The organism is Sphingomonas radicis (assembly GCF_051400635.1).
Lineage (GTDB): Bacteria > Pseudomonadota > Alphaproteobacteria > Sphingomonadales > Sphingomonadaceae > Sphingomonas.
This window is the reverse complement of sequence record NZ_JBLFFG010000001.1, coordinates 527262-552646: the sequence shown is the minus strand read 5'-3', so window position 1 is coordinate 552646 and position 25385 is coordinate 527262. Positions and strand designations below refer to the sequence as shown.

The following is a 25385-nucleotide window of genomic DNA, read 5'->3' as shown; positions in this document are numbered from 1 at the left end:
TCTAATTGCCGCCACTCCATGAACGACGCACCCGACACACCGCGCGACTGGCGCGACACCGTCTTCCTGCCGAAGACCGATTTCCCGATGAAGGCCGGCCTTGCCCAAAAGGAGCCGGCGATCCTCGAACGCTGGGCGAAGATCGGGCTCTACGATCGGCTGCGCGAGGAGCGCGCCGGGCGCGAGCGCTTCATCCTCCACGATGGCCCGCCCTATGCGAATGGCGACATTCACATGGGCCATGCGATGAACAAGATCCTGAAGGACATCATCGTCCGCTCGCAGAGCCTGATGGGCAAGGACGCGCCCTATGTTCCCGGCTGGGACTGCCACGGCCTGCCGATCGAGTGGAAGGTCGAGGAAGCGTACCGCGCCAAGAAGCTCAACAAGGACGAAGTCGATCCCGTCGCCTTCCGCGCCGAATGCCGCGCCTATGCCGAGAAATGGGTCGCGGTGCAGCGCGGCCAGTTCGAGCGGCTCGGCGTCATGGGCGACTGGGACGATCCGTACCTCACGATGAAGTTCGAGGCCGAGGCGACGATCGCCGGCGAGCTTCTCAAGTTCGCCGAGAGCGGCCAGCTCTACCGCGGCGCCAAGCCCGTGATGTGGTCCCCGGTCGAGAAGACCGCGCTGGCCGAGGCGGAGGTCGAGTATGAGGACGTGGTCTCGACCCAGATCGACGTCGCGTTCGAGATCGTCGAGGCGCCCAACGTGCCCGGCATCCAAGCGTTCATCGATGCCGGCGAGAAAGTGTACGCGGTGATCTGGACCACGACTCCGTGGACGATCCCGGTGAACCAGGCGCTCAGCTTCGGCGAAGGCATCGAGTACGTCGTCGGTTGGTTTCGTAGTGTCGACAGGGAAGCGGTTCCGGAGGAGCTCGTCGGCAAACGCTTTCTGATCGCTGAAAACCTAATCGGCGCATTCGTAAACCGCGTTCTGAAACAGCACCGCTTCGATACGCCGCGCCTCGGCTTCGAGAGGGAACCCGTCTTCTCGGGCAAAGCGCTCGCGGGCGCCGTAGCTCGCCACCCGATGCACCACCTCGGCGGCTTCTTCGCCAGGCCGCGCCCGTTCCTGCCCGGCGATTTCGTCACCACCGACGCCGGCACCGGGCTCGTCCATATGGCGCCGGACCACGGCGAGGACGACTTCCTGCTCTGCAAGGCGCACGGCATCGATCCGGTCTTCGCGGTCGATGCTTCGGGCATGTACCGCCCCGACTGGCTGTGGCTCGGCGGGCAGGGCAGCGTCATCAACAAGAAGTTCGTCGCGCCCGACGGCCCGATCTGCTCGAACCTGCGCGAAGCCGGCGCGCTGCTCGCCGCCTCGGAAGATTTCCAGCACAGCTATCCGCATAGCTGGCGAAGCAAGGCCAAGATCATCTTCCGCTGCACCCCGCAGTGGTTCATCCCGATGGACAAGCCTTCTTCTCCCTCTCCCCTCCGGGGAGAGGGTCGGGGAGAGGGGCACGCCACGAGCGATGCGCCTGCCGCACTGCCCCTCTCCCAACCCTCTCCCCAGAGGGGAGAGGGCTTTGAAGGAAGCAACGCCCCCACTCTCCGCGAACTCGCCCTCAACTCGATCGAACACACCCGCTGGGTGCCCGAGCGCTCGATCAACCGCATCCGCTCGATGGTCGAGGGGCGCCCGGACTGGGTGATCAGCCGCCAGCGCGCCTGGGGTGTGCCGATCGCGCTCTACGTCCACCGTCAGACCGGCGACTATCTGCGCGATCCGGCGGTCAACGCGCGCATCCTCCAAGCCTTCCGTGCGGGCGGCGCCGATGCCTGGTTCCAGGCCGATCACCAGGCGCTGCTCGGCCCCGATTACAGTCTCGCAGACTATGAGGTCGTCAACGACATCCTCGACGTCTGGTTCGATTCGGGCTCGACCCACGCCTTCGTGGTCGAGGCGCGCTATGGCGAGGGCGTCCGCGCCGATCTCTATCTCGAAGGTTCGGACCAGCATCGCGGCTGGTTCCAGTCGTCGCTGCTCGAAGCGTCGGGCACCCGCGGCCGCGCGCCCTATGAGGCAGTGCTCACCCACGGCTTCGCGCTCGACGGCAACGGCCGGAAAATGAGCAAGTCGCTCGGCAATGTCGTCGATCCGCTCAAGATCATCGGCGAGAGCGGCGCGGACATCCTCCGCCTGTGGGTCGCGCAGACCGACTATTTCGAGGACGTTCGCATCGGCAAGGAAGTGCTCGCGGGCACCGGCGACACCTACCGCAAGCTGCGCAACAGCTTCCGCTATCTGCTCGGCGCGCTCGATGGATTCGAGGACTCCGAGAAGCTGCCTGTGGCCGAAATGCCCGAGCTCGAGCGCTATATCCTCGCCAGGCTCGCCGAGCTCGACGCCGAGCTGCGCAGCGCCGCCGAGGCGTTCGAGTTCAATCGCTACTCCAGGGCACTCACCGATTTCGCCAACGAAGACCTGTCGGCCTTCTTCTTCGATATCCGCAAGGACTGCCTCTATTGCGACGCAGCCACGGATCCGAAGCGCCGCGCCTACCGGACGGTGCTCGACATCCTCTTCCACGCCCTGGTCCGCTACGCCGCGCCGATCCTCGCCTTCACCGCCGAGGAAGTGTGGCAGGCGCGATTCCCGGGCGAGGAAGGGTCGGTCCATCTGCTCGAATGGCCTCAGCTGCCGCAGGGCGCCGCCACCACCGCCGATTGGGCCGCGATCCGCGCGCTGCGCCAGACGGTGACCGAAGCGATCGAGCCTTATCGCCGCGAGAAGAAGGTGCGATCGAGCCTCGAAGCCGAAGTGACCGTGCCCGATCTCCCGCTTCCCGGCGACGATCTGGCGGAGCTGTTCATCGTCGCGTCAGTGACGCCGGGCGAGAGCGTCACGGTGACGCCCACCGACCGCCACAAATGCGGCCGGTGCTGGCGGCATCTTCCCGAAGTTGTGCAGGATGGCGGGCTGTGCGAACGCTGTGCCGAGGTGGTTGGCGAATGAAGTCTGTGCGTTCCATCGGTCTGCTCGTGGCCGTGCTGGTGTTCCTGCTCGATCAGGGCACCAAATATCTCGTGACCGGTCCGCTCGGGCTGAACATGCCGGGCGCGTCGATGGAGGTGCTGCCCTTCTTCGATCTGCGCTTCGTGCAGAACGTCGGCGTATCGCTGGGGCTGCTGCCCGCGAGCGGCGCGGCGATGCGCTGGGCGCTGGTCCTGCTCACCGGCGCGATCGCCGCGGGCGTGTTCTGGTGGATGCTCAAGGAGCGCAAGACGCCCGACGTGGCGGCGCTGGGGCTCGTGCTCGGCGGTGCGCTGGGCAATATCCTCGATCGCACGCGCTACGGCTATGTCGTCGATTTCGCCGACCTTCATTTCGGGACGTGGCGCCCCTTTTTGGTCTTCAATGTCGCCGATGCGGCGATTACCATCGGCGTCGTGATCCTGTTGATCCGTGCGCTGTTCGTGCGCGATAAGCCGGCCGCGCGGCCGGCTGCTGTGGAGAATGAAGTCAATGCGTAAGCTCATCGTCATCGCTGCGGGCGTCGCGCTCGCCGGCTCGCTCTCCGCGTGCGGCAAGAACGGTTATGACCGTACCCGGCCGGACGAATTCGCCGTCGCGCGCCAGGCGCCGCTGGTCATCCCGCCCGATTTCGCGCTGACGCCGCCGCAGGCCGGCGCGGTGCGTTCGCAGGATTCGAACACCCAGCAGCAGGCGCTCGACGCACTGTTCGGCGGCTCGCAGGCGCGCAGCGCGTCGGAGAATGCCGCGCTCAACGCCGCCGGGCGCACCAGCGCCGATGTCGGCGCGCGCAGCACCGTCGGCAGCCCGGACACGACGGTGGTCGACAAGGGGCAGACGACGCGCGACATCGTCGCCGCTCCCGAAGGCGACGGCCAGGAAGCCCGCGCCAGCACGCCGCAGTAAGCCTCGCTTACCCCCTGGGCACGAAAAAGGGCGCGGCCGGCGTGGCCGCGCCCTTTCGCTTCGGTCCGGATCAGAAGGCCGCGGTGAGCGACACCACGATCGTCCCGTCGGCAATCGAGCCGCCGGTGGTCTTCTGGAAGTTGGGCAGCAGATAGGCCGCGTCTTCCCCGCTGATGTCGGTGTCGATGTACGACACACCCAGCGTCAGGTTCTTCCAGGTCAGGTCGGCGCCCAGGTTCCAGTCGAGGTAGCTGCCGGTCGGCGCGACGCTGGTGCCGTTGGGCCCCAGGCCGCTGTTGCCGTCCGAATAGCCCAGATGGGCCCGCAGGCTGACCGGCGAGTTCGGGATGCCGACGACTGCGTCGCCCGACAGATAGATATTGTCTTCCTTGTCGCCGGGATCGTCCGGAAGCCCCGCCGCGGCCGCCGCGCCGGTGTAGTAAACCCGGCCGAGCGCCTCCTGCTGAGGCGCATAGAATACAGCACCGGTCAGCGTCGCCGGGCCGAGCGTGCCCGAGAGCTTGACATAGGGCTCGACGAAATCGGTCTCGTCGAGGCCGCCCGGATACATGTACCAGGTGGCGCCGATGTCGAGCGTGGCACCCTCGGCGATCGGGAACTTGAACCCGCCGAAAATGTCGAGCTCGCAGTTGCAGCCGAGGAAGGTGCCCCAGCCAGAGAGGTTCGAGCCCCAGGTGCCGATATAGGCGCCGCTTTTGTGCGAGAGCGTGACGCCGCCCTGGACCGCAAGCTCCTTGTCGGTCTGCGAGACGCCGCGGAAGCGGTAGTCGCTGGCGATCGTCGCGCTGCCGGAGACAGTGAAATCCGAAGCCGGCGGATCGGTTTCGTCCTGCGCATAGGCCGGAGTGGCGAGCGCCGCCACGGCGAGCGCGCCGAGGCTGAGCATGGAGAGGCGCATGGAAATCCCTTTCAAATCAATGGTGAAGGGTTCCCACCTGCTGTCAGCCGTCGTCGCGTCTATGATCGCGCGGCGTTGGGCCGACACAAGATCATTGCCGTAACAAGGCCGATTGCACAATATTATTTGCCACGCCGACTGCAGTTGGCCGGCGTGTGTTGCTGCGCCGCAACAGACGTCAGGCGGGGCGGACCGCCACTACGGCGTCGATTTCCACCGCCGCGCCCAGCGGGAGCACCGGAACGCCGACAGCGCTTCGAGCATGCAGGCCAGCGTCGCCGAACAGCGTCTGCATCAGCTCCGAGGCGCCGTTGGCCACCTTGGGCTGGTCGATGAAGTTGCCCGCGCTGTTCACGAACACGCCCAGCTTCACGATCCGCTCCACGCGGCTCAAATCGCCGCCCAGCACCTTCTTGATCTGCGCCACCAGCATCAGTCCGCAGCGCTGCGCCGCCTCCTGGCCGAAGGCCAGGTCGCGATCCTCGCCCAGCCGTCCGGTCATCAGCGCGCCTTCCTTGAACGGCAGCTGGCCCGAGATGTGGAGCAGCCCGCCGGCCTCGACCGCGGGGACATAGGCCGCAACCGGTGCCGCGGTTTCGGGGAGGGTGAGGCCGAGCTCGGCCAGCTTCGCTTCGATCGCTGCAGTCATGCTGCTGGCTCAACCACCGGAGCGGTCGGCGGTCAACCCCGCCGCGAAGCGCGCGGCGATCCAGGCCTGCGCCTCGCGCCAATCGTCGATCCGGGCATGCGCATGGGGTGCGGGCGGCACACGCGGCGCAAGGCTGGGTTCGGCGACCATGTGTAGTCGGTGGACGTGCGGCGCGTGGCGCGCGACCGATTCGTGGTGATGCTCGAGATCGTCGACGAACACGGTGACGGGATTGCCGAACTCGGCCGCGATCCGCGCAACCGGTGCGCCCTTGCCGCCCTGATTGCATTCCACGCGGTGGGCGATGCCGTGGGCGGCGAGCTGGGCGATACGGTGCTCGCGGCAATGATCGCCCAGGTTGGTGAGCACGACGATTTCCGCCACCTCCGCCAGCGCGGCCAGCGCCTCGCGCGCGTGCGGCACCAGCGTCTGGCGCTCCATCTCGGCGGGGAAGAAGCCGTCGAGATAGCCCCACATCGCAGTGGGCTCCACCAGCACCCCGTCGGCGCGGCGGCGCATCGAATTGGCGAAATCGCCGCCCGTCGGCGCGAATTCGATGTCGTGCGCCTCGTCGAGCCAGCTGCCGAAGTGCCGCACCATGTGGAGCAGCACTTCGTCGCAATCGGTGATGAGCAGCGGTTTCATGCGCGTTCGAGCTCCTGTCGCGCCGCGACCAGCCGGGCGGGCGGAACCTCCAGCGCGTCGGCGCAGGCGACGAGGTCGGGTTCATAGGATTCGAGAAAGCCCAGCGTCGCGGCAAGTAGCGCAGGCTCGCCGGCGCGAGCGCGAAGCCCGGCGGGATCGAGCCCGGTCAGGTCCAGCAGGCGGCTCGCCCGGCCCGGATCGCCGAGCGTCCAGACGAGCGCCTGGAGCGCGATCGCCTCGGCGTTTGTTTCTTGCGTGGGCATCGCCTAGGAACTCGTGCAAATCGTAAGGGTAAATCGCGTGGCAAAACGGGTGCTCGTTGTCGAGGACAACGAACTCAATCTCAAGCTCTTCTGCGATCTGCTGCGCGCGCACGGCTTCGACACCGAACCGGTGAGCGACGGGCGCGAGGCGGTCGCCAAGACACGCAGCTTCGAGCCGGACCTGGTGGTGATGGACATCCAGATGCCGCACGTCACCGGGCTCGAGCTGATCGAGGAGATGAAGCGCGACCCCGAGCTTTGCGCGATTCCGATCATGGCGGTGACGGCCTATGCAGGCCGCGAGGACGAGGAGCGGATTCGCGCTGCCGGTGCCAATGCCTATGTTTCGAAGCCGATTTCGCTCGCGCGCTTCATGGAGGAAGTTCGCGCGCTCGTGCCGGGCACGACGCAAGAAACCCCGCAACCCTGAAGAGGTGCGGGGTTCGCTGGAAGCGATCCCCGCTCGAGCGGGGTCACAGCAATCGGCGCCGGGCGCAGATTACTTGATCTTGGCTTCCTTGAACTCGACGTGCTTGCGCGCAACCGGATCATACTTGCGGAAGCTGAGCTTCTCGGTCTGGGTGCGCGGATTCTTCTTGGTGACGTAGAAGAAGCCCGTATCCGCCGAGCTGACGAGCTTGATCTTGACAGTGGTCGGCTTGGCCATGGCCCGAAAACCCTCGAAACTGCGAAAAGAAAGAGCGGCACGCGCCGGCGCACCGCTGTCAGACGCGGGCCGATGCGCGAGTCCCGCCCGAAAGTCAAGGCTTGGCGTGCCTCACAGCCTCGGCGGAGCATCGCGGCGGCGATATCAGGGCGTCGATCAGCATCATCGGCAAAATCCCATGGGCAGCGCGGGACCCGAACCTATATGGGATCGTTGTGCTGACGAACCGATTCATCCGGAGGGAAAGATGGCAGACAAGACCGCGGCGCTTCAGACGCCCACCGACCTCAACCGCAACGACACCAGGAGTGTCGCCGATGCGCTCAACAGCGCGCTGGCGGATTGCTACGCGCTCTACCTCAAGACCAAGAATTTCCACTGGCATGTCTCGGGCCCGCACTTTCGCGACTATCACCTGTTGCTCGACGATCAGGCGACGCAGATCCTGGGCGTGACCGATGCGATCGCCGAGCGCGTGCGCAAGACCGGCAACGTCACGCTGCGCTCGATCGGCGACATCGCGCGCCGCCAGACGATCAGCGACAACGACGCCGAGTTCGTCGCTGCTGCGGACATGCTGGCCGAGCTGCGCGACGACAACCTCAAGCTCGTCGAGAGCTTCCGCGCCGTGAAGCAGGCGGCCGAGGATGCGGGCGATAATGCGACGAGCGGCATCGTCGACGATTGGACCGACGAAGCCGAGGAGCGCGCCTGGTTCCTGTTCGAGGCCAGCCGCAAGGGCTGACTAGCGCTATCGCCGAATCGAAGGGCCGGCGCCGAATCGAAAGGGCCGGGAGTTTTCCCGGCCCTTTTTGCGTCACCTGATTGCAGCGAGGTCGACTTCGACCTTCTTGAGCATCTCATCGGTCAGCTTGCCGTCGGAAAAAGGCTGCACCGCGCGCAGGCTCATGCTCTTGAACGATTCATAGGCCGGGTGCGTGGTCGTGCCCGGCAGATCGGCGTCGAGCACCGCCTTTGCCCGCGGATCGGCGACCAGTGCCTCGATCGGCGTGTCGAGATTGAACTTGGCTGTAGCAGGCGTGGCGGTAGCGGTCGCGGGGGCAGGCGCAGGTGCCGTCTGGGCAAAGGCGCCCGGTGCGAGGAGCGCGAGCGCGGCGGCGGCCGGAACGATGAACTGCATAGGAACGGAACCCTCTACCTGAGCCGGACGTGCTGCCGGCGAAGCGGAACCTAATCGCAACTTTGTGGCAACCCTATTGCAAGGGGAGGCAAGCCGGCCGCCCCACTGTTTCAGCTTTGCTGAAACACACTCCGCCAACGATAGGCCTCATTACGAGGATTGTGGAAATGAATTGACTCCCGCTGCGCAATACCTCATTTCGAAATAAATCGAATCGAGGGTTGTGCATGGATGCAATTTCAGCAGTCCCCGCCCTGGGTGCGTTGGCACAGGAGCACCGTCTGGCGTTGTTTCGGCTGCTCGTTCAGGCGGGCGAGGCGGGAATGCCCGCCGGAGCCATCGCCGAAGCCCTTAGCGTCCCGAACTCGTCGCTCTCCTTCCATCTCGCCCAGTTGAGCAAGGCCGGCCTGGTGCGGCAGGAGAGGCGGCATCGGTCCATCATTTATCGGGCCGACTATGCCGCAATGAACGATCTGATGGCGTATCTGATGGAGAATTGCTGCGCCGGCGCCGATTGCGTCACAGCTCCCGGCTGCGCAGCCAGAACCGCCCAATCCGAAAGGAAATCCGCATGAAGCGCCTGCACGTGCACGTCGGCGTCGAGGATCTCGATCGCTCAATCTCCTTCTATTCGACTTTGTTTGGCGCCCCTCCCAGCGTCGTGAAGGCCGATTATGCCAAGTGGATGCTGGATGATCCGCGCGTGAACTTCGCCATCTCGTCGGGTCACCACGCCGCCAAGGGCATCGAGCATCTCGGCATCCAGGCAGAGAGCAACGAGGAACTCGCGGAAGTCTATGGCCGCCTCGAGGCGGCGGATCGCCCGGTGCTCGAGGAGGGCGCCACCACCTGCTGCTATGCGAAATCGGAAAAGAGCTGGGTCGCCGATCCCGACGGGGTGGTGTGGGAAGCCTTCTTCACCAAGGGCGAGGCGACAGTCTACGGCGACAGCCCCGCGCTGGGTGCGCTTTCCGGCAACGCCGCCGAGAACGCGTGCTGCGCTCCCGTCATGCCGGCTCCGAAGGTAGCCTGCTGCAAATGAGCGTGACGATTTATCACAATCCCGCCTGCGGAACCTCGCGCAACACGCTGGCGCTTATCCGCGCCACCGGCAGCGAACCCAAGGTGGTTCATTATCTCGACACGCCGCCCACCCGGGAGGAACTGGTCTCCTTGATCGAGCGCATGGGCATGGCCCCGCGCGATCTGCTTCGACAGAAGGGCACGCCCTATGCCGAGCTGGGGCTGGATGACCCGACGCTCACCGACGACCAGCACATTGACGCGATGATGGCGCACCCGATCCTGATCAATCGACCGATCGTCGTCGGGCCGAAGGGCGTGAAGCTCTGCCGCCCGTCCGAAGCGGTGCTGTCGATCCTCGGCCGGCCACTTAAGGCGGATTTTGTCAAGGAAGACGGTGAGGTTGTGCCCGCCAATGGCTGACGAAGCGGCGGCGGCCATGCCTGCCATGACGATCTTCGAGCGCTATCTGTCGCTGTGGGTCGCCCTTTGCATCGTCGTCGGCGTTGCGCTCGGTGCGATGCTGCCCGGGCTCTTCGCGGTCATTGCTGAGGCCGAGGTCGCGCGAGTCAACCTGCCCGTCGCGGTTCTGGTCTGGCTGATGATCGTCCCCATGCTGCTGAAGATCGACTTCGGCGCCTTGGGGCAGGTCCGCCAGCATTTGCGCGGCGTTGGCGTGACCCTGTTTATCAACTGGGCGGTGAAGCCTTTCTCGATGGCGCTGCTCGGCACGTTGTTCATCGGCTGGCTCTTCCGGCCGCTGCTTCCCGCAGACCAAATCGAAAGCTACATCGCCGGCCTCATCCTGCTCGCCGCGGCACCCTGCACGGCAATGGTGTTCGTCTGGTCGAACCTTTGCGAGGGCGAGCCCCATTACACGCTGAGCCAGGTGGCGCTGAACGACCTCATCATGGTCTTCGCCTTTGCGCCGCTGGTCGGCCTGCTCCTCGGCGTCGCCTCGATCACCGTGCCGTGGGGCACGCTCCTGCTGTCGGTCCTGCTCTATATCGTCGTGCCCGTGATCGTCGCGCAGCTCGTCCGCCGCCAGCGCCTCGCCAGCGGCGGCCAGGCGGCGCTCGATGCCTTGCTTCGCCGCCTCGGCCCGGTGTCGCTCGTGGCGCTTCTCACCACGCTCGTGCTGCTGTTCGGCTTCCAGGGAGAGGCGATCCTCGCACAGCCTCTCGTCATCGCGCTGCTGGCCGTGCCGATACTGATCCAGGTCTATTTCAATGCGGGGCTGGCCTATTGGCTGAGCCGCCGCTTCGGGGTCGCCTGGTGCGTCGCGGCGCCAGCCGCACTGATCGGTGCGAGCAACTTCTTCGAGCTGGCGGTCGCCGCCGCGATCAGCCTGTTCGGCTTGCAATCCGGCGCTGCCTTGGCGACGGTGGTCGGCGTGCTGGTGGAGGTGCCGGTGATGTTGTCCGTCGTCGCGATCGTGAAGCGGACGCGCAGCTGGTACGAACGGCCGGGTTCCACCGTCTCGATCTGACCGCGGACGCTCAGTTCGATACGCGAAGTCGCTCGCGTGCTGGCGTGTTCGTGACGGGAGCGCATCGGCCTGGCCGTGCGTTGCGATGGGATGCGCGCCTTTGCCGATCTGCTCGATAGCCTGGTCTACACGCGCTCGCGCAACGCCAAGCTCAAGCTGATCGGCGATTATCTGCGCGCGACTCCCGATCCCGATCGCGGCTGGGCGATGGCGGCGCTCACCGGCACGCTCGATCTGCCCGCGGTCAAGCCGGCGCTGATCCGGGCGATGGTCGAGGCGCGCGTCGATCCGGTGCTGTTCGCGCTCAGCCGCGATTTCGTGGGCGATTCGGCCGAAACGATAGCGCTGCTCTGGCTAGTCCCTGCCGATTCGAGCGCAGGAAAATCCAGTCGTCACCCCCGCGAAAGCGGGGGCCCATCTCCCAACCGCTCAACTGGGGCCAGCGGGCAGGTGGGTTCCCGCTTTCGCGGGAATGACGAGATATTGACGCTCTCCCGAGCCATCGAGCGGCTTCAGCAACTCTCGCGCTCCGATGCGCCGGCGGTGCTCGCCGCGATGCTCGACCGGCTCGACCCCGACGAGCGGTTCGCGCTGCTCAAGCTCGCCACCGGGGGCTTGCGCGTCGGTGTCTCCGCGCGCCTCGCCAAGACCGCGCTGGCCCAGGCGTTCGGGCTCAACGTCGATGCGGTGGAGGAAGTGTGGCACGGCCTGATGCCGCCCTATCTGCCGCTGTTCGATTGGGCGGAGGGGCGGGGCGCGCAGCCGACTGCCGCCAACGTGCCCGTGTTCCGCCCCTTCATGCTCGCCCACCCGCTGGAGGAAGCGCGCGTCGATCTTGGCGATTATGCGGCCGAGTGGAAGTGGGACGGGATCCGCGTCCAGCTCGTCCACGTCGCGGGGCAGACCCGGCTCTACAGCCGCGCGGGCGACGATGTCACCCACAGCTTCCCCGAAGTCGCCGCCGCGTTCGGACGCGAAGGCGTGCTCGACGGCGAGCTGCTGGTGAAGGGCGAAGCGCAGGGCGGGGCCAAGGGGCAGGGGGGTGGTGCCGGAAGCTTCAACGCGCTCCAGCAGCGGCTCGGGCGCAAGATCGTGCCAGCGCGGATGCTGTCCGACTATCCCGCCTTCGTCCGCCTCTACGACATTTTGTTCGACGGCGCCGAGGACGTGCGCGAGCTGCCCTGGAGTGTACGCCGGGCGCGGCTGGAGAATTTCGCGGTCACGCTCGATCCGGAGCGTTTCGACGTCTCCGCGCTGATCGAGGCGAAAGATTTCGCCGCGCTCGAGGAAATCCGCGCAGGCGCACGCGACTCGGCGATCGAGGGTGTGATGCTCAAGCGGCGCGACTCGCCCTATGTCGCGGGGCGCCGCGCCGGGCTCTGGTACAAGTGGAAGCGCGATCCGCTCGTCGCCGATTGCGTGCTGATGTACGCGCAGCGCGGCAGCGGCAAGCGCAGCTCCTTCTACTCCGACTATACCTTCGGTGCCTGGGGCCCGGGCGGCGAGCTGCTCCCCGTCGGCAAAGCCTATTTCGGCTTCACCGACGAGGAGCTGAAGTGGCTGGACCGGTTCGTGCGCAATCACACGCTCAACCGCTTCGGCCCCGTGCGCGAAGTCGAGAAGACCCTGGTGCTCGAAGTCGCGTTCGATTCGATCCACGAATCGAAGCGCCACAAATCGGGGCTCGCAATGCGTTTCCCGCGGATCAGCCGCATCCGCACCGACAAGCCCGCGCAGGAGGCGGACACGATCGAAGGGCTGCGGCGGCTCGCGACCTGAGCGAGACCGCGCTTGCGCGGCGAAGTTTTTATTATAGCCTCAGGACGTTTGGGGGCTTTCAGGAAATACCATGCGTTTGTTCAAACTGCTCGCCATCCTTCCGATGGCGCTCGCGCTGTCCGCTGCGCATGCGCAGGGCACCGGTGAGCCGGACTTCAGCGCCGATCGCATCCGTGCGGACGTGGCTTATCTGGCCGATGACAAGCTGGAGGGCCGCTTCACCGTCGCCAATGGCTATTTCGTCGCGGCTGCCTATGTCGCCGATCGTTTCGCCAAGCTGGGTCTTCAGCCGGGCGGCGATGTGGAGAAGTGGTTCCAGCTCGTGCCGGTGCGCTTGCCCAACGGGCGTATCGAACGCACCTATCGATCGCCCAATGTCATCGGCATCGTGCCGGGGTCCGATCCTGCGCTGAAGAAGGAATATGTCGTGATCAGCGCGCATCTCGATCACGTCGGGATGCGCCGGACGGGCGGCGATAATATCTTCAACGGCGCAATGGACAATGCGTCGGGGGTCGCGACGATGCTCGAGGCGGCGCGCGGGTTCGTCACCAGCGGCAAGCCTCCCCGGCGATCGATCATGCTCGTGGCGTTTGCGGCTGAGGAGCAGGGCCTGATCGGCTCGGACCATCTGGCGCGGAATCCCCTGATCGGCGACGGCAGGATCGTCGCCAACGTCAATCTCGACATGCCGATTCTGCTGTATGACTTTCAGGACGTGGTCGCGCTCGGCGCCGAACATTCGACGCTGGGGCCGGTCGTCGCGGCCGCAGCCGCAAAGATGGACATCGCGTTGTCGCCAGATCCGATGCCCCATGAGGATATGTTCGTCCGCTCGGACCATTACAGCTTCGTCAAGGCCGGCGTGCCTTCGCTCATGCTCAACACAGGGTTCAAGAATGGCGGCGAGAAGGCGACTCGTGATTTTCTGCGGTCGCACTACCATCAGGTCACGGACGACATTTCGCTGCCCTTCGACTGGAATGCCGCCGCCAAGTTCGCCAAGCTCAATTATCTGATCGCGCGCGAGATCGCCGATATGAGCGAGGCGCCGCGCTGGTACGCCAAGGATCGCTATGGTGAGCGCTTCGCCAAGAATGCGCCCAAGGCGGCGAGGCCTTAGCAGGCCGGCCGAAGCCGGGCGAGGGCCGGTGCCGCACTGTTTCAGCCCTGCTGAAACAGACTCTAGTCTTTCGGCGCCTCGATCTTGCCGCCGTCGGTGCGTTCGATGACCAGGCCGATCACGCTGCCGTTCGACGCGACGAAGCGGATTCGGCTGCGCGGGTCACGTTCGAGCGCGAATAGGTCGCCGCCGAGCGGCACCAGCGGCGACTTGAGCCCGCCGTCGCGCTCGAAGACGAGCCCGGCGCCCGCAACGGAGATCGTGCGTTCGCCATAGCGGCCGGCATAGGCGGTGACGGGAAGCGCCGGCGCCGCCTGGGCGATGCGGGCGCCGTGAAGCGCAGCCGCCCATTCCAACTCGGTACGCTCAGGCCCCTGCGCCTTGATCGCGAGGCCGGTGAGGGCTTCCTGCAGCGCTTTGTCGAGCGCGAGATCCTGCGGCACCTTTATCTTCGGCGCGACCCCCTTTGCTTCCCAATCGCCGCCGCCCGGCAGTTCGGGGCGGCCCACCGAGACGCTCAGTGCGAACCCGCCCGGGATCGGAAAGAGGTCGTTGCGATAGGCGGCACCTGCGGTCGTCTCGCCCACCAGCGTTCCGAAACCGAATCCGGCGACATGCGACGCGAACTCTTCCGCCGCCGATGCGCTGCCGCCGCTGGTGAGGACATAGACCGGAACACCTTGGATGCGGCCGCCGGGGACTTCGGCTTCGGCATAGGATATGTCCGGTGCCTCATCGCGCATGTGGAAGGTTACGAGCTTGGCGCCTGCCGGGACGAAATAGCTCGTCAGTCGTTTGACTGCCTCCGGGCTGCCACCCCCATTGGCGCGGATGTCGATCACGATCGCGTCGCCCGCGCGCAGGAAGGCCATGGCCTGATCGAGCGCGGCCTTGCTGGCATCGCCGCTCCAGAAGAATCCGTCGTACCGCATCAGCCGGACGTTGCCGGGAAACACCTTGAGCTCGCGCACGCCTTCGTTCTGGCGGCGGGCAAGTGCACGCCAGAAGGCGCTGTCGGCAATCTCGTCGTTCTGGCCACCGGCAGCGAGCTCGGCCGCCATCGCCGGGTTGTGCGTCAGGCTCAGATGCTTGTCGTGCGCGACCCCGGCCATGTCCGCGGTGATTCGCTGCGCGAACTCCTGGGGATCGGCGACCTCATAGCGGCCGCTGGCGAGCCCCTGCGCGAGCGCGCCATCCAGTGCCGAGCGTCGTTCCTTGACCACGTAATTCTCGCGAAGCGCCTTGCGGACCGCCTCCACCGCAACGCGCGAATCGAAACGGGCGGACTGCGCCTGTGCCAATGCCGGCATGGAAATCAAAAGGGGGCCGGTGACCGCGATCGCCGCTCCGAGCCGTAACATGAGCTTGCGCATTTCCTGTTCCTCCCACGCACCGGTTTCGCCCCGGCTGGCACCCCTGTGCATATCTGCGCTGGCGGAGGCGGCGCTGTGGAGGCAATGTTAGATCAGGCTGTGCATAATTCTGGCGCGAAAAGGGGGCATAACGCAGATAATGGGCGCAGTTACCGACAAGCTGGACCTCCGCATCCTGAAGCTCCTTCAGAAGGATGCGCTGATGACAGCTGAGGCGATCGCTGCGCAGGTGCCCCTCTCTCCGTCGGCGATCGCGCGACGCCTCCGCCGTCTGCGCGAGAGCGGCGTGATCGCAGGCGATGTGGCCGTGATCTCGGAAGAGGTGGGGCCGTTCCTCTCGGCAGTGGTGCAGGTGCAGATGGACCGGCACGCGCTCGCCGCAGTCGAGGCGCTGCGACGCCGGCTGATCGCGAGTCCCAACGTCCAGCTTTTCCTCGAAGTATCGGGGGCATTCGATCTGATGCTGCTCGTCACGGTGCGGGACATGGACGAGTATAATGCCTTCACCGACACGATGCTCGGCGACGATCCGGTAGTGCGGCGTTACGAATCCAGCTTCGTCAAGCGCCGCCGCAAGCTCAGCCTCGCGTTGCCGCTCGATACGGGCGAGGACTGACGCGCCGATGGAGGCCGCCGCGCTCGCTCCTGCGATGATGATCGCGTCCGGATCGATCCACGCGGTCGTCAACGCGATCCTCAAGGGCGGCAAGGACAAGATGGCGGGCCGCGCGGTGATCGACGGATCGAGCGCGCTGCTGCTGCTTCCGGCCACGCTGCTGGTGCCCTTGCCGCACGGTGCCTGGGGCTGGTTGATCGCCACCGCGCTGCTGCATTGCATCTATCTTTATGCGCTGGTCCGCGCGTTCGAGACGAGCGACTTTTCCGCGGCCTATCCGGTGATGCGCGGCACCGCGCCCTTGGTGACTGCTGCGCTTGCGATCGGACTGTTCGGCGAACCCGCCAGCACGCGCGAGCTCGCCGGGATCGCACTGATCGGGGCTGCGATGTTCCTGATGGTGACAGGCCGACACATCAGCCGCGCAGGCCTGGGCTGGGCGCTGTTCACTGGCCTCACCATCGCCGGTTACACAGTGATCGATGCCAATGGTGTGCGGGCCGCGCCGACGCCGTTCAGCTTCATCGTCTGGCTGTTCGTGCTGATGGGAACCGCCACGGTGACGATGTTCGCGCTGCTCTCGAAGGGCGCAATCTTCGCGTCCGCACGGATGCAGTGGCGTGCCGGCGCGACGGCGGGCGCGCTTTCGATCCTCACCTATGGACTGGCGCTCTCGGCCTTCGCGCTGGGCCCGACTGCGCCGCTAGCCGCTCTGCGTGAGACGGGCATGGTTACCGCGCTCGCCATCGCCACCTTCGTGCTGGGCGAGCAGGTGACACGCGGGCGCCTGATTGCGGTGCTCGGCATCCTCGGCGGCGCGGTGCTGATCCTCACGCGCTGAGGCAAAGCAAAAGGGCCGGACGTTTCCGCCCGGCCCCTTCGTGTTTCGGTCGCTGAAGATCAGCTGCCCGGGGTGAGGTTCACCGCTGCATATTTGCCGCGGCGGTCCACCTCGAGCTCGAACTCGAGACGGTCACCTTCGTTGAGCGTCGGCATGCCGGCGCGCTCGACGGCGCTGATATGCACGAATGCATCGGGCTGCCCGTCGTCACGCTGGATGAAGCCGAAGCCCTTCATGGCGTTGAAGAACTTGACCGTGCCGGTCGCCTTCTCGCCCGTCAGTTGGCGCTGCGGGCCGCCACGATCGCCGCCGCCTTCGCGCTCGCGCGGCGGACCGCGGTCCTCGACCGGGAGCGGCTCGCCTTCGATCTTGAGCTCGGTCGCCGAGATGCGGCCGCCGCGATCGACGAGCGTGAAGCCCAGCGGCTGGCCCTCGGCCAGGCCGGTGAGGCCCGCCTGCTCGACCGCCGAGATGTGGACGAACACGTCCTCGCCGCCATCGTCACGGACGATGAAGCCGAAGCCCTTTTGTCCGTTGAAGAACTTCACGACGCCCGTCGCTTCGCCCACGACCTGGGGGGGCATGCCGCCGCCGCCGCCGCGACCGCCGCCGAAGCCGCCGCCACCACCGCCGCCGCCGAAGCCGCCACCACCGCCGCCGCGATAGCCACCGCCGCTGCCGCCGCCGAAGCCGCCACCACCGCCGCGATAGCCACCGCCACCGCCGCCGCCGAAGCCGCCACGGTCTTCAAAGCCGCCGCCGCCGCCGTAGAAATTATCGTCACCGAAGCTGTCGCGCTTGTCTCTGCCGCGCCCGCCGCGCTCACCGCGGCGTCCTCTATCGAAACTCATGCCCTGTTCGTCTTCCCGGCTCGCCCTGAAAAGTAATCAAACCCAAGCGCCCGGACGAAAAACGCATGTGTTCGGGCACAAATTAAAGCGCCACAGAATCGTGCATAGCCCAAAATTGGACAGGGCGCGAACAAAATTCGACTTGAATAGGGCGGATCGGGCGGATTGTGGCGCTTGCGCCGCACGGTACGGCGCGGCACAGGGTGATTCATGGATACGATCCTCGCCCTGCTCGCCAGCCCCGCGGCCTGGGCCGCGCTCGTCACGCTGATCGTGATGGAGGTCGTGCTCGGAATCGACAACCTCATCTTCATCTCGATCCTTTCGAACAAGCTGCCCGAGGAGCAGCGCGTCAAGGCGCGCCGCATCGGCATCGGTCTGGCGCTGGTCATGCGGCTAGCGCTGCTGACGATGATCGCGTGGATCGTGGGGCTCGTGCAGCCGGTGATCGATCTGGGGATCACCGGGCCGCTCGGCGCGCACGGCGAGCCGGCGTTCGAGACGCAATTCTCCTGGCGCGATCTGATCCTGATCGCGGGCGGCCTATTCCTGATGTGGAAGGCTACCAAGGAGATTCACCATTCGGTCGACACGCATCAAAGCGACGATCTGCTCGACAAGAAGCATGTCGCGTCGATCAACTTCACCTCCGCGATCGTCCAGATCCTGCTGCTCGACATCGTCTTCTCGATCGATTCGATCCTCACCGCGGTCGGCATGACCGAGCATGTCGAGATCATGTATGTCGCAGTGATCGTGGCGGTGACGGTGATGCTGCTCGCGGCCAATCCGCTCGCCAATTTCATCAACGACAATCCCACGGTGGTGATGCTCGCGCTGGGCTTCCTGCTGATGATCGGCATGGTGCTGATCGCCGAGGGCTTCGGCGCGCATATTCCGAAGGGGTATATCTACACCGCCATGGCCTTCTCGGCCGGGGTCGAGTTCCTCAACATCTGGTCCCGTCGAGCCCGCGAAAAGAAGCTCGCGGCCGCCGCAGCGAAAGGCGAGCCGCCGGCAGCAGGCTAAGGCGGGGGAATCCCGCGTCTCGCGCTTCTTTTTGACAGTTGTGCGGATTGAGCCCGCGCGCCAACGCGGCTAGGCGGAAATCATGACCGTCTATTTCCACGAAGAAGACCTGCCTGAGAACGTGTTCGCGCCCGGAGCGTCGATCGCCGTCGATACCGAGACCATGGGGCTGGTCACGATGCGCGACCGGCTGTGCCTGGTCCAGCTGTCGGACGGTTCGGGCGACGAGCATCTCGTCCGCTTCGGGCCGCAATCGAGCTACGACGCGCCCAATCTTCGCGCAGTGCTCGCCGATCCCGAGCGGATCAAGCTCTATCACTTCGCGCGGTTCGATCTTGCGGCGATCCGCTTCTATCTCGGCGTCACTGCGGCGCCGGTCTATTGCACCAAGACCGCGTCGCGGCTGGTGCGCACCTATACCGACCGCCACGGGCTCAAGGATCTGGTGCGCGAGCTGCTGGGGCAGGAGATTTCGAAGCAGCAGCAGTCGTCCGATTGGGGCGGCCCCGATATCACCGAGGCGCAGCGCGACTATGCCGCCTCGGATGTCCGCTATCTTCACGCGATGAAGATGGAACTCGACCGGCGTCTTGAGCGTGAAGGGCGGATGCCGCTCGCTCAAGCCTGTTTCGACTTCCTGCCGTGGCGCGCCGAGCTCGATCTGGCAGGCTGGCCGGAGGTCGACATCTTTGCACATATCTGAGCAGCCATCTCTGGCGCGGGTATGCACCTTGGACATGAGTCATGTCTGAGGTTGCCGCTCGCCTGCGCTCGGAGCGGCGCTCCTGGGCCCACCCGGGCGGCAGCCACGATCGCGTGGTGCGGCTGCTGCTCATCGTGCTGCCGCTCGGCATCGGCGTGCTCGCGGCGTTCCTCGTGGTCGCGCCACTGCTGATGGGCGGGGACGTGAGCTTCGTGCTCGACAAGAACAAGGTGGATATGGCGCAGGAGCGACTGCGGATCGAGGCGGCCGAATATCGCGGCGCCGATGCGAAGGGCCGCCCGTTCCATCTCCACGCGGGATCGGCGGTCCAGCGCAGCTCGGCCGAGCCGATCGTACAGCTAAGCGACCTGACCGCCGAGATCCGCCTGGAGGAAGGACCCGCCTCGATCCGCGCCGATCGCGGCCATTATAATCTCAACAGCCAGCGAGTCTCGGTAGACGGCCCGTTGCGCTTTCAGACCTCGGACGGCTATCTGCTCAACACGCACGACGCAGTCGTGGATTTGAGGACGCGCCAGCTCCAGAGCGGCGGCGCCGTGACGGGCAATACGCCGATGGGAACGTTCAGCGGAAACCAGTTGAGGGCGGACCTCGAGAAGCGGACCGTCTCGCTCGACGGCAATGCGCGCTTGCGGATCGTGCCGCAGCGCGCAAATAGGCGTTGATGATCCGCGTCCTTGCCTCGCTCTCGCTCGGGCTCCCGCTGGCGCTTGCCGCGTCGGCGCCGGCTCTCGCGCAGACGCGCCACAATAGTTCGGCACCGATCGACTTCGCGGCCGATCATATCGAACTTCAGGACCGCGCGAATCGCGTGATGCTGACTGGCAACGTCAAGATCACCCAGGCCGAGATGACGCTCACCGCGGCGCGGATGACCGTCGCCTACACCGGGCAGATCACCGATGGCTCGCCGCAGGTCTCGCGGCTCGACGCTGCCGGCGGAGTCACTGTCGTGCGTCCCGATCAGCGCGCGAGCTCGCAATATGCCGTCTACGATCTCGGCCGCCGCGTGATCACGATGGTGGGCGGCGTCACGTTGCGCCAGGGGGCCAACTCCGTATCGGGCGGACGCTTGTCGATCGATCTCGACACCGGTCGCGCGACGATCGACGGCTCGGGCGTCGGCGGCAGCACGAGCCCGGGGGGCGTGCAGAGCCAGGGCGGCCGCGTCACCGGCCGCTTCTCGGTGCCCGAACGCCGCCAGTAACGGTCAGAATTTTACCGGACTGCCGCAGCCCTCTTCCATCGGCAGGCATTCTCATGCAGGAATCCTGCCAACCGGCGGGTCGCGAAGCCGGTCCAGCCCAGCCCTGCAGGATGCTGCCATGAACGACGTCGCTACGCTCGAACATCCGCTCGCCGATCCGGTCCCGCTGCCGGATCAGGGGCTGGCGGTCATCTCGATCGCGAAAACCTATGACAAGCGCGTGGTGCTGACCGACGTGTCGGTCTCGGTCGGCCGCGGCGAAGTGGTGGGGCTGCTCGGTCCAAACGGCGCTGGCAAGACGACGTGCTTCTATTCGGTGATGGGGCTGGTGAAGCCAGATTCGGGCCGGATCATGCTGGACGGCGAAGACATCACCAAGCTGCCGATGTACCGTCGCGCGATCCTGGGCCTCGGCTATCTGCCGCAGGAAACCTCGATCTTCCGCGGGCTCACGGTCGAGAAGAACATCCTGGCGGTGCTCGAGCTGAGCGAGCCGGATCGCGACGCGCGGCAGGTGCGGCTCGATCAGCTGCTCGACGAATTCGGGCTCACCCGGCTGCGCAGCGCGCCGTCGATGGCGCTTTCGGGCGGCGAGCGGCGCCGCGCTGAGATCGCCCGCGCGCTCGCCGCCGATCCCACGATCATCCTGCTCGACGAGCCGTTCGCGGGAATCGATCCGATCTCGATCGCCGACATCCGCGACCTTATCCGCGACCTCAAGAATCGCGGCATCGGCGTGCTGATCACCGATCACAACGTCCGCGAGACGCTCGACATCGTGAACCGCGGCTACATCATCTACGACGGACGCGTGCTCTTCGCCGGCTCGCCCGACGAGCTCGTGCGCGACGAGAACGTCCGCCGCCTCTATCTGGGCGAAAGTTTCGAACTCTAGATCATGAGTCTCGCGCCTCGCCTCGACCTGCGGCAGTCGCAATCGCTGGTGATGACGCCGCAGCTCCAGCAGGCGATCAAGCTGCTGGCGCTCTCCAACCTCGAGATCGAGACCTTCATCGCCGAGGAGCTGGAGAAGAATCCCCTGCTCGAATCGCAGGGCGGGGGTGACGAGGCGCCTGACCTCGCCCCGCCCGAGCCCGAAGACGCGTTCGAGCCGGTGCGTGAGGGACCGCCCGACGCCAGCGAGCTGCTCGAGGCCGGCGCGGCGGCGGGCGAGGCGGCACTCGACGTCGATCTCGCCGCCGAGACCTTCCACCACGATGGCCCCACCGATTCGATCGGCGCGCTCGACGGCAGCCTGGGCCTCAACGGTGCGAGCGGCGGCGGCGGGTTTGAGGACGGGCCCGACTTCGAGAATATCGGAACCGCGGACCTTAGCCTCGCCGATCACTTGCTGGCGCAGGCCGGCGCGAGCGTGGCGGGGGCGGACCTGTTCATCGCGCAGCACCTGATCGATCAGATCGACGAGTGCGGCTATCTCACGGTTCCGCTGCTCGAAGTCGCGAACCGGCTCGAAGTGCCGCTCGCGCGCGTCGAGGCGGTGCTTGCGATCATCCAGACCTTCGATCCGACGGGGGTCGGCGCGCGCAACCTCGCCGAATGCCTCGCGCTTCAGGCGAAGGAGGCGGACCGCTACGATCCGTGCATGGCACGGCTGATCGACAACCTCGATCTGGTCGCGCGCGGCGATCTCGCGCGGCTCCGGCGCATTTGCAACGTCGATGACGAGGACCTTACGGACATGATCCGCGAGCTCCGGGGCTATGATCCCAAGCCCGGCTGCCGCTTCGGCAGCGAGCCCGTCCAGTCGGTGACTCCCGACATCTTCGTCGCGCGGCGCAGCGGCGGCTGGGCAGTGGAGATCAACGCCGCGACGCTGCCGCGACTGCTCGTCAACCGCGCCTATTATGCCGAGATCTCGACGGGTCCGCAGGACAAGACGAGCAAGGCCTGGCTCTCGGACATGCTCGCGAGCGCCAACTGGCTGGTCAAGGCGCTCGACCAGCGCCAGCGCACGATCGTCAAGGTCGCGAGCGAGATCGTGAAGCAGCAGGAGGAGTTTTTCCTGCGCGGGGTCGCGCATCTGCGCCCGATGACGCTGCGCCAGGTCGCCGAGGCGATCGGCATGCACGAATCGACCGTGAGCAGAGTCACCTCGAACAAATATCTCAGCTGCGCGCGCGGCCTGTTCGAGCTCAAATATTTCTTCACCAGCGCGATTCAGTCGGCCGACGGCGGCGAGGCGGTCTCGGCCGAAGCCGTGAAGAGCGCGATCCGCGCGCTGATTCAGGCCGAGGATCCCAGGGCAATCCTCTCGGACGATACGCTCGTCGAGATGCTGCGCGAAAAGGGATTCGATATCGCCCGGCGCACCGTGGCGAAGTATCGCGAGGGGATGGGGATCGGAAGCTCGGTCCAGCGCCGCCGGCAGAAAGCGCTCGAAGGAGTCGGGTGAAGCACGCTCTAGAGATATTTATCCTATAATAGCCGAATGAGCGCCGAGTTTTCGATCGAGGTGGAGCCCGAACGCGATCTGGTACGGATCGGAATGAGCGGCTTCTTCACGCCTGCCGACATCGCGGATTTTCTCGATGCGCGCAGCGTCGCGCATGCGAAGCTGCGCTGCCCGCGCAACTGGCACCTGACGATCAACGATCTGCGCGGCATGAAGATTCAGCCGCAGGAGAGCGTCGCGGCCTTCCAGGCGCTGCTCGCGGACTCGGCCTATCGCTCGCGCCGCCTCGCCTTCGTGATCGGCCCCACGCTGGCACGATCCCAGCTTTCGCGCGCGCTGTCTGGGCGCGACGCGCGGTGCTTCAGCACCATCGTGGAGGCCGAGGCCTGGCTCTTTTCCGCGCCGGAAGAAGAAGCGGTGCGCGCGGTCGCATAGACGGTTCCGCGCCCCACGCCCGTTCGCCTGAGCTTGTCGAAGGGCGATTTCCACGCGCGACGGACCTGTGGCAGCGCCCTTCGACAAGCTCAGGGCGAACGGATGGATTTATTCTGCCCCGGCCCGCTTCAGCCGCACTGTGCTCGATGGAGCAGCTTCTGGTCGGCGAGCACCAGCGCCATCATCGCTTCGACGACGGGCGCGCCGCGGATGCCCACGCAGGGATCGTGGCGCCCCTTGGTCGCGATCTCGGTGGCTTCGCCTTCACGCGTGATCGTCTCCACCGGCGTAAGGATCGAGCTGGTCGGCTTGAACGCGACGCGCAGTCGCACCGGCTGGCCGGTTGAGATGCCGCCCGCGATCCCGCCGGCATGGTTGGCCAGAAAATGCGGGCCGTCGGGGCCCGGGCGCATCGCATCCGCGTTCGCTTCGCCGGTGAGCGCGGCAGCGGCGAAGCCGTCACCGATCTCGACGCCCTTGACTGCATTGATCGACATGCACGCCGCGGCAAGCTCGCTGTCGAGCTTGGCATAGAGCGGCGCCCCCCAGCCCGGCGGCACCCCGGTCGCCTCGCACGCGACCACTGCGCCAAGCGACGACCCGGCCTTGCGGGCGCTGTCGACCAGCACCTCCCAGCGCGCCGCGGCTTCGGCATCGGGGCAGAAGAACGCGTTGTTGTCGATCTCGGCGTCGTTGAAACTGGCGTAATCGATCGCGTCGCCGCCGATCGCTTCCACCCAGGCGCGGATCCGCACTTCGGGGATCGCCAGCCGCGCGACCGCGCCTGCCGCGACTCGCGCCGCGGTCTCGCGCGCCGAGGATCGCCCGCCGCCGCGATAGTCGCGGAAGCCGTATTTCGCGTCATAGGCATAGTCGGCATGACCAGGGCGATACGCCTGCGCGACTTCCGAATAGTCTTTCGAGCGCTGGTCGACGTTCTCGATCATCAGGCTGATCGGAGTTCCCGTCGTCCGCCCCTCGAACACGCCAGAGAGGATGCGCACCTGATCGGGTTCGCGCCGCTGCGTGGTGAAGCGCGACTGGCCGGGGCGCCGCTTGTCGAGGAAAGGCTGGATGCCCGCCTCGCTCAGGCTCAGCCCCGGTGGGCAGCCGTCGACCACGGCGCCCAGCGCGGGCCCATGGCTCTCGCCCCAGGTGGTGAAGCGGAAGACGCGTCCGAAGGAATTGAAGCTCAATTTTCCCCGCCCAGCTGCGCGAACGCGGGTGCATGCGTCGCGGCACCGCGCTCGCCGCACGGCATGGCGCCACCCTGGAGCGGCAGGGCCATCAGATAGTCGCCCGCATAGGGCGAGGCAAATCCGCGCGCCCAATCGGCCGAAAAGCCGAAGCGCTCGTAATAACCGGGCTCACCGAGGACGAAGGCGAGCATCGCGCCGGCGTCGCGCAGCTGCGCGAGCCCGGCCTGCACCAGCGCTTCGCCCACACCTTGACGACGATAGGCAACTTCCACCGCCAGCGGCGCCAACGCCACCGCCGCGATCGGCTTGCCGGCGATGTCGACCGCCATCCGGCTGAACACCACCACGCCCGCCAGCGCGCCGCTCTCCTCGTCATCGGCGACCAGGGTCAGCACCATGTCGCCTGCGACGCACAGCCGCTGGACCAGCATCGCCTCGTCGGGGTTGGGAAAGGCGCGGCGCAGCAGCGCATCGATCGCCGCCACGTCGCCGCCCGTCGCGGGGCGAATTGCTATGCTCATTCGGCGGCTTCGGCGTCCCAGCCGCCGCCGAATCGTTCGGCCATGTAGTGCGCGCTACCGAAACGGCCTGCCAGCAAGCCTTCGACGGTAAGGCCCGCGTCGAGTTCCTCCCAATGCAGGCCGAAACCCGCACCGGCGATCTGGACCTTCTCGAGCTGTTCGTCGGTAGCATGCTCGAGCCCCTGCGCGAGCCTGGCCGGGAAGGAGAAAGTTGCGCCGCTCACCAGATCGATCACGACGCGACCCTGCGCGCGATCATATCGCGCCGCGTACGCACGCGGCTTGACGGCGAGGTCGATCTCGCCGCGCCGCCGGGAGGCTTCGAATTGTTCTTGGGTCAGCTCACCCATGAATCGCGTTCCATCGTTCCAGTAAAAAACGCGCTGTTCTCTCGCACGATCCGCAATGCGCGTCGACTCTCCCGCAGGCTACCGCCCACCACCCGGACAACCATCGGTGCACCGCCTGCCTCCGGCAGCGCGATCTTGGTCTCGCCGTCGCCGAATATATGGACGTGCGGCGGAGGATCGTCGTCGGTGTAGATCACGACCCGCAGGCTGCCGCTGCGGAGGACCGTCGGCACGCGC

32 protein-coding genes are annotated in these 25385 nt (G+C 66.3%); 20 read left to right on the top strand and 12 right to left on the bottom strand.

All coding sequences use genetic code 11. The annotated features are described in order from the left end of the window. Positions 1-18: 18 nt before the first annotated feature. Genes ileS through ACMGDH_RS02380 form a run of 3 tightly spaced genes read left to right on the top strand, consistent with a single transcriptional unit; the run spans position 19 to position 3891 of the window. A complete protein-coding gene (gene ileS / locus ACMGDH_RS02390) occupies positions 19-2967 on the top strand; it encodes an isoleucine--tRNA ligase (RefSeq protein ID WP_436826318.1) in 2949 nt (982 codons plus the stop codon). After that, entirely contained in the window at positions 2964-3485 is a 522-nt protein-coding gene (gene lspA / locus ACMGDH_RS02385; protein WP_436826317.1) for a signal peptidase II, read from the top strand. Before ileS ends, lspA begins: the two co-directional genes overlap by 4 nt. Continuing rightward, positions 3478-3891: a DUF3035 domain-containing protein gene (locus tag ACMGDH_RS02380; protein WP_436826316.1), complete on the top strand. Its 414-nt coding sequence runs from the start codon at positions 3478-3480 to the stop codon at positions 3889-3891. Before lspA ends, ACMGDH_RS02380 begins: the two co-directional genes overlap by 8 nt. A gap of 70 nt (positions 3892-3961) precedes the next feature. On the opposite strand, the gene ACMGDH_RS02375 is transcribed toward ACMGDH_RS02380, so the two are convergent. The 4 genes from ACMGDH_RS02375 to ACMGDH_RS02360 all read right to left on the bottom strand — a co-directional run bounded on the left by ACMGDH_RS02375 (position 3962) and on the right by ACMGDH_RS02360 (position 6367). Then, complete coding sequence (locus tag ACMGDH_RS02375) at positions 3962-4810, bottom strand: TorF family putative porin (protein WP_436826315.1); 849 nt, start codon at positions 4808-4810, stop codon at positions 3962-3964. A 178-nt stretch (positions 4811-4988) separates the two neighbouring features. Beyond that, positions 4989-5459: a RidA family protein gene (locus ACMGDH_RS02370; RefSeq protein ID WP_436826314.1), complete on the bottom strand. Its 471-nt coding sequence runs from the start codon at positions 5457-5459 to the stop codon at positions 4989-4991. A 9-nt stretch (positions 5460-5468) separates the two neighbouring features. Next, positions 5469-6104 carry an HAD family hydrolase gene (locus ACMGDH_RS02365; RefSeq protein ID WP_436826313.1) on the bottom strand — a complete coding sequence of 212 codons (636 nt, stop codon included), beginning with the start codon at positions 6102-6104 and terminating at the stop codon, positions 5469-5471. Further along, positions 6101-6367: a DUF3572 domain-containing protein gene (locus tag ACMGDH_RS02360; protein ID WP_436826312.1), complete on the bottom strand. Its 267-nt coding sequence runs from the start codon at positions 6365-6367 to the stop codon at positions 6101-6103. Before ACMGDH_RS02360 ends, ACMGDH_RS02365 begins: the two co-directional genes overlap by 4 nt. A gap of 37 nt (positions 6368-6404) precedes the next feature. On the opposite strand from ACMGDH_RS02360, the gene ACMGDH_RS02355 reads away from it, so the two are divergent. Beyond that, positions 6405-6797: a response regulator gene (locus ACMGDH_RS02355; RefSeq protein ID WP_436826311.1), complete on the top strand. Its 393-nt coding sequence runs from the start codon at positions 6405-6407 to the stop codon at positions 6795-6797. A 69-nt stretch (positions 6798-6866) separates the two neighbouring features. On the opposite strand, the gene rpmG is transcribed toward ACMGDH_RS02355, so the two are convergent. Next, positions 6867-7034 carry a 50S ribosomal protein L33 gene (gene rpmG, locus ACMGDH_RS02350; RefSeq protein ID WP_046348982.1) on the bottom strand — a complete coding sequence of 56 codons (168 nt, stop codon included), beginning with the start codon at positions 7032-7034 and terminating at the stop codon, positions 6867-6869. Between the two features lie 247 nt (positions 7035-7281). On the opposite strand from rpmG, the gene ACMGDH_RS02345 reads away from it, so the two are divergent. Continuing rightward, a complete protein-coding gene (locus ACMGDH_RS02345; RefSeq protein ID WP_436826310.1) occupies positions 7282-7779 on the top strand; it encodes a Dps family protein in 498 nt (165 codons plus the stop codon). 72 nt (positions 7780-7851) lie between these two features. Here ACMGDH_RS02345 and ACMGDH_RS02340 read toward each other — a convergent pair whose 3' ends face one another. After that, positions 7852-8175, bottom strand: a complete 324-nt coding sequence (locus ACMGDH_RS02340) for a hypothetical protein (protein ID WP_436826309.1) — start codon at positions 8173-8175, stop codon at positions 7852-7854. Positions 8176-8402: 227 nt separating this feature from the next. Between ACMGDH_RS02340 and ACMGDH_RS02335 the strand changes: the two genes are divergently transcribed. The 6 genes from ACMGDH_RS02335 to ACMGDH_RS02310 all read left to right on the top strand — a co-directional run bounded on the left by ACMGDH_RS02335 (position 8403) and on the right by ACMGDH_RS02310 (position 13589). Further along, positions 8403-8750 (top strand): ArsR/SmtB family transcription factor, encoded by a 348-nt coding sequence (locus tag ACMGDH_RS02335; RefSeq protein ID WP_436826308.1) that lies wholly within the window; start codon positions 8403-8405, stop codon positions 8748-8750. Then, a complete protein-coding gene (locus ACMGDH_RS02330; protein ID WP_436826307.1) occupies positions 8747-9217 on the top strand; it encodes an ArsI/CadI family heavy metal resistance metalloenzyme in 471 nt (156 codons plus the stop codon). Before ACMGDH_RS02335 ends, ACMGDH_RS02330 begins: the two co-directional genes overlap by 4 nt. Further along, positions 9214-9621, top strand: coding sequence for an arsenate reductase (glutaredoxin) (arsC, locus tag ACMGDH_RS02325; RefSeq protein WP_436826306.1), 408 nt, complete (start codon positions 9214-9216; stop codon positions 9619-9621). Before ACMGDH_RS02330 ends, arsC begins: the two co-directional genes overlap by 4 nt. Continuing rightward, positions 9614-10687, top strand: a complete 1074-nt coding sequence (arsB, locus tag ACMGDH_RS02320; protein ID WP_436826305.1) for an ACR3 family arsenite efflux transporter — start codon at positions 9614-9616, stop codon at positions 10685-10687. The genes arsC and arsB overlap by 8 nt, the downstream gene beginning before the upstream one ends. Positions 10688-10777: 90 nt before the next feature. Then, the gene (locus tag ACMGDH_RS02315; RefSeq protein ID WP_436826304.1) at positions 10778-12466 is read left to right on the top strand and encodes a cisplatin damage response ATP-dependent DNA ligase; all 1689 of its coding nucleotides are present in this window, start codon (positions 10778-10780) and stop codon (positions 12464-12466) included. A gap of 70 nt (positions 12467-12536) precedes the next feature. Then, the gene (locus ACMGDH_RS02310) at positions 12537-13589 is read left to right on the top strand and encodes a M20/M25/M40 family metallo-hydrolase (protein ID WP_436826303.1); all 1053 of its coding nucleotides are present in this window, start codon (positions 12537-12539) and stop codon (positions 13587-13589) included. Positions 13590-13651: 62 nt separating this feature from the next. On the opposite strand, the gene ACMGDH_RS02305 is transcribed toward ACMGDH_RS02310, so the two are convergent. After that, positions 13652-14962: a S41 family peptidase gene (locus ACMGDH_RS02305; protein ID WP_436826302.1), complete on the bottom strand. Its 1311-nt coding sequence runs from the start codon at positions 14960-14962 to the stop codon at positions 13652-13654. Positions 14963-15101: 139 nt separating this feature from the next. Here ACMGDH_RS02305 and ACMGDH_RS02300 point away from each other — a divergent pair, with 139 nt between their 5' ends. Then, positions 15102-15578, top strand: a complete 477-nt coding sequence (locus tag ACMGDH_RS02300; protein WP_436826301.1) for an Lrp/AsnC family transcriptional regulator — start codon at positions 15102-15104, stop codon at positions 15576-15578. 7 nt (positions 15579-15585) lie between these two features. Beyond that, a complete protein-coding gene (locus ACMGDH_RS02295; RefSeq protein WP_436826300.1) occupies positions 15586-16419 on the top strand; it encodes an SMR family transporter in 834 nt (277 codons plus the stop codon). A gap of 59 nt (positions 16420-16478) precedes the next feature. On the opposite strand, the gene ACMGDH_RS02290 is transcribed toward ACMGDH_RS02295, so the two are convergent. Beyond that, on the bottom strand, positions 16479-17270 hold the full coding sequence (locus tag ACMGDH_RS02290; RefSeq protein ID WP_436826299.1) for a cold-shock protein: 792 nt from the start codon (positions 17268-17270) through the stop codon (positions 16479-16481). Positions 17271-17480: 210 nt separating this feature from the next. On the opposite strand from ACMGDH_RS02290, the gene ACMGDH_RS02285 reads away from it, so the two are divergent. The 7 genes from ACMGDH_RS02285 to ACMGDH_RS02255 all read left to right on the top strand — a co-directional run bounded on the left by ACMGDH_RS02285 (position 17481) and on the right by ACMGDH_RS02255 (position 23078). Further along, positions 17481-18299 carry a TerC family protein gene (locus ACMGDH_RS02285; protein ID WP_436826298.1) on the top strand — a complete coding sequence of 273 codons (819 nt, stop codon included), beginning with the start codon at positions 17481-17483 and terminating at the stop codon, positions 18297-18299. 82 nt (positions 18300-18381) lie between these two features. Beyond that, entirely contained in the window at positions 18382-19002 is a 621-nt protein-coding gene (locus ACMGDH_RS02280) for a ribonuclease D (RefSeq protein ID WP_436826297.1), read from the top strand. Between the two features lie 41 nt (positions 19003-19043). Beyond that, positions 19044-19688: an LPS export ABC transporter periplasmic protein LptC gene (gene lptC, locus ACMGDH_RS02275; RefSeq protein WP_436826296.1), complete on the top strand. Its 645-nt coding sequence runs from the start codon at positions 19044-19046 to the stop codon at positions 19686-19688. Beyond that, positions 19688-20230, top strand: coding sequence for an LptA/OstA family protein (locus ACMGDH_RS02270; protein ID WP_436826295.1), 543 nt, complete (start codon positions 19688-19690; stop codon positions 20228-20230). The genes lptC and ACMGDH_RS02270 overlap by 1 nt, the downstream gene beginning before the upstream one ends. A 118-nt stretch (positions 20231-20348) precedes the next feature. Continuing rightward, entirely contained in the window at positions 20349-21125 is a 777-nt protein-coding gene (gene lptB / locus ACMGDH_RS02265) for an LPS export ABC transporter ATP-binding protein (RefSeq protein ID WP_436826294.1), read from the top strand. A 3-nt stretch (positions 21126-21128) separates the two neighbouring features. Next, on the top strand, positions 21129-22643 hold the full coding sequence (rpoN, locus tag ACMGDH_RS02260; protein ID WP_436826293.1) for an RNA polymerase factor sigma-54: 1515 nt from the start codon (positions 21129-21131) through the stop codon (positions 22641-22643). Positions 22644-22679: 36 nt separating this feature from the next. Continuing rightward, positions 22680-23078 carry a hypothetical protein gene (locus ACMGDH_RS02255; RefSeq protein WP_436826292.1) on the top strand — a complete coding sequence of 133 codons (399 nt, stop codon included), beginning with the start codon at positions 22680-22682 and terminating at the stop codon, positions 23076-23078. A gap of 128 nt (positions 23079-23206) precedes the next feature. Here the strand turns inward: ACMGDH_RS02255 and aroC are convergent, their stop codons facing one another. Genes aroC through ACMGDH_RS02235 form a run of 4 tightly spaced genes read right to left on the bottom strand, consistent with a single transcriptional unit; the run spans position 23207 to position 25381 of the window. Then, positions 23207-24274 (bottom strand): chorismate synthase, encoded by a 1068-nt coding sequence (gene aroC / locus ACMGDH_RS02250; protein WP_436826291.1) that lies wholly within the window; start codon positions 24272-24274, stop codon positions 23207-23209. Further along, positions 24271-24798, bottom strand: a complete 528-nt coding sequence (locus ACMGDH_RS02245) for a GNAT family N-acetyltransferase (RefSeq protein ID WP_436826290.1) — start codon at positions 24796-24798, stop codon at positions 24271-24273. The genes aroC and ACMGDH_RS02245 overlap by 4 nt, the downstream gene beginning before the upstream one ends. Next, complete coding sequence (locus tag ACMGDH_RS02240) at positions 24795-25148, bottom strand: DUF2442 domain-containing protein (RefSeq protein ID WP_436826289.1); 354 nt, start codon at positions 25146-25148, stop codon at positions 24795-24797. Before ACMGDH_RS02240 ends, ACMGDH_RS02245 begins: the two co-directional genes overlap by 4 nt. Beyond that, positions 25136-25381: a DUF4160 domain-containing protein gene (locus tag ACMGDH_RS02235; protein WP_436826288.1), complete on the bottom strand. Its 246-nt coding sequence runs from the start codon at positions 25379-25381 to the stop codon at positions 25136-25138. The genes ACMGDH_RS02240 and ACMGDH_RS02235 overlap by 13 nt, the downstream gene beginning before the upstream one ends. Positions 25382-25385: the final 4 nt, after the last annotated feature.

Bases quoted from the DNA above. Each gene is read 5' to 3' on its own strand.
- ileS (WP_436826318.1), top strand. From the start codon at position 19: ATGAACGACGCACCCGACACACCGCGCGACTGGCGCGACACCGTCTTC.
- ACMGDH_RS02245 (WP_436826290.1), bottom strand. From the start codon at position 24,798: ATGAGCATAGCAATTCGCCCCGCGACGGGCGGCGACGTGGCGGCGATC.
- ACMGDH_RS02290 (WP_436826299.1), bottom strand. From the start codon at position 17,270: ATGAGTTTCGATAGAGGACGCCGCGGTGAGCGCGGCGGGCGCGGCAGA.
- ACMGDH_RS02305 (WP_436826302.1), bottom strand. From the start codon at position 14,962: ATGCGCAAGCTCATGTTACGGCTCGGAGCGGCGATCGCGGTCACCGGC.
- ACMGDH_RS02240 (WP_436826289.1), bottom strand. From the start codon at position 25,148: ATGGGTGAGCTGACCCAAGAACAATTCGAAGCCTCCCGGCGGCGCGGC.
- ACMGDH_RS02365 (WP_436826313.1), bottom strand. From the start codon at position 6,104: ATGAAACCGCTGCTCATCACCGATTGCGACGAAGTGCTGCTCCACATG.
- arsB (WP_436826305.1), top strand. From the start codon at position 9,614: ATGGCTGACGAAGCGGCGGCGGCCATGCCTGCCATGACGATCTTCGAG.
- ACMGDH_RS02280 (WP_436826297.1), top strand. From the start codon at position 18,382: ATGACCGTCTATTTCCACGAAGAAGACCTGCCTGAGAACGTGTTCGCG.
- ACMGDH_RS02295 (WP_436826300.1), top strand. From the start codon at position 15,586: ATGGAGGCCGCCGCGCTCGCTCCTGCGATGATGATCGCGTCCGGATCG.
- ACMGDH_RS02335 (WP_436826308.1), top strand. From the start codon at position 8,403: ATGGATGCAATTTCAGCAGTCCCCGCCCTGGGTGCGTTGGCACAGGAG.
- ACMGDH_RS02360 (WP_436826312.1), bottom strand. From the start codon at position 6,367: ATGCCCACGCAAGAAACAAACGCCGAGGCGATCGCGCTCCAGGCGCTC.
- ACMGDH_RS02330 (WP_436826307.1), top strand. From the start codon at position 8,747: ATGAAGCGCCTGCACGTGCACGTCGGCGTCGAGGATCTCGATCGCTCA.
- ACMGDH_RS02270 (WP_436826295.1), top strand. From the start codon at position 19,688: ATGATCCGCGTCCTTGCCTCGCTCTCGCTCGGGCTCCCGCTGGCGCTT.
- ACMGDH_RS02300 (WP_436826301.1), top strand. From the start codon at position 15,102: ATGGGCGCAGTTACCGACAAGCTGGACCTCCGCATCCTGAAGCTCCTT.
- ACMGDH_RS02370 (WP_436826314.1), bottom strand. From the start codon at position 5,459: ATGACTGCAGCGATCGAAGCGAAGCTGGCCGAGCTCGGCCTCACCCTC.
- arsC (WP_436826306.1), top strand. From the start codon at position 9,214: ATGAGCGTGACGATTTATCACAATCCCGCCTGCGGAACCTCGCGCAAC.
- ACMGDH_RS02315 (WP_436826304.1), top strand. From the start codon at position 10,778: ATGCGCGCCTTTGCCGATCTGCTCGATAGCCTGGTCTACACGCGCTCG.
- rpoN (WP_436826293.1), top strand. From the start codon at position 21,129: ATGAGTCTCGCGCCTCGCCTCGACCTGCGGCAGTCGCAATCGCTGGTG.
- ACMGDH_RS02255 (WP_436826292.1), top strand. From the start codon at position 22,680: ATGAGCGCCGAGTTTTCGATCGAGGTGGAGCCCGAACGCGATCTGGTA.
- ACMGDH_RS02340 (WP_436826309.1), bottom strand. From the start codon at position 8,175: ATGCAGTTCATCGTTCCGGCCGCCGCCGCGCTCGCGCTCCTCGCACCG.
- lptB (WP_436826294.1), top strand. From the start codon at position 20,349: ATGAACGACGTCGCTACGCTCGAACATCCGCTCGCCGATCCGGTCCCG.
- lspA (WP_436826317.1), top strand. From the start codon at position 2,964: ATGAAGTCTGTGCGTTCCATCGGTCTGCTCGTGGCCGTGCTGGTGTTC.
- ACMGDH_RS02380 (WP_436826316.1), top strand. From the start codon at position 3,478: ATGCGTAAGCTCATCGTCATCGCTGCGGGCGTCGCGCTCGCCGGCTCG.
- ACMGDH_RS02375 (WP_436826315.1), bottom strand. From the start codon at position 4,810: ATGCGCCTCTCCATGCTCAGCCTCGGCGCGCTCGCCGTGGCGGCGCTC.
- ACMGDH_RS02345 (WP_436826310.1), top strand. From the start codon at position 7,282: ATGGCAGACAAGACCGCGGCGCTTCAGACGCCCACCGACCTCAACCGC.
- lptC (WP_436826296.1), top strand. From the start codon at position 19,044: ATGTCTGAGGTTGCCGCTCGCCTGCGCTCGGAGCGGCGCTCCTGGGCC.
- ACMGDH_RS02310 (WP_436826303.1), top strand. From the start codon at position 12,537: ATGCGTTTGTTCAAACTGCTCGCCATCCTTCCGATGGCGCTCGCGCTG.
- rpmG (WP_046348982.1), bottom strand. From the start codon at position 7,034: ATGGCCAAGCCGACCACTGTCAAGATCAAGCTCGTCAGCTCGGCGGAT.
- ACMGDH_RS02285 (WP_436826298.1), top strand. From the start codon at position 17,481: ATGGATACGATCCTCGCCCTGCTCGCCAGCCCCGCGGCCTGGGCCGCG.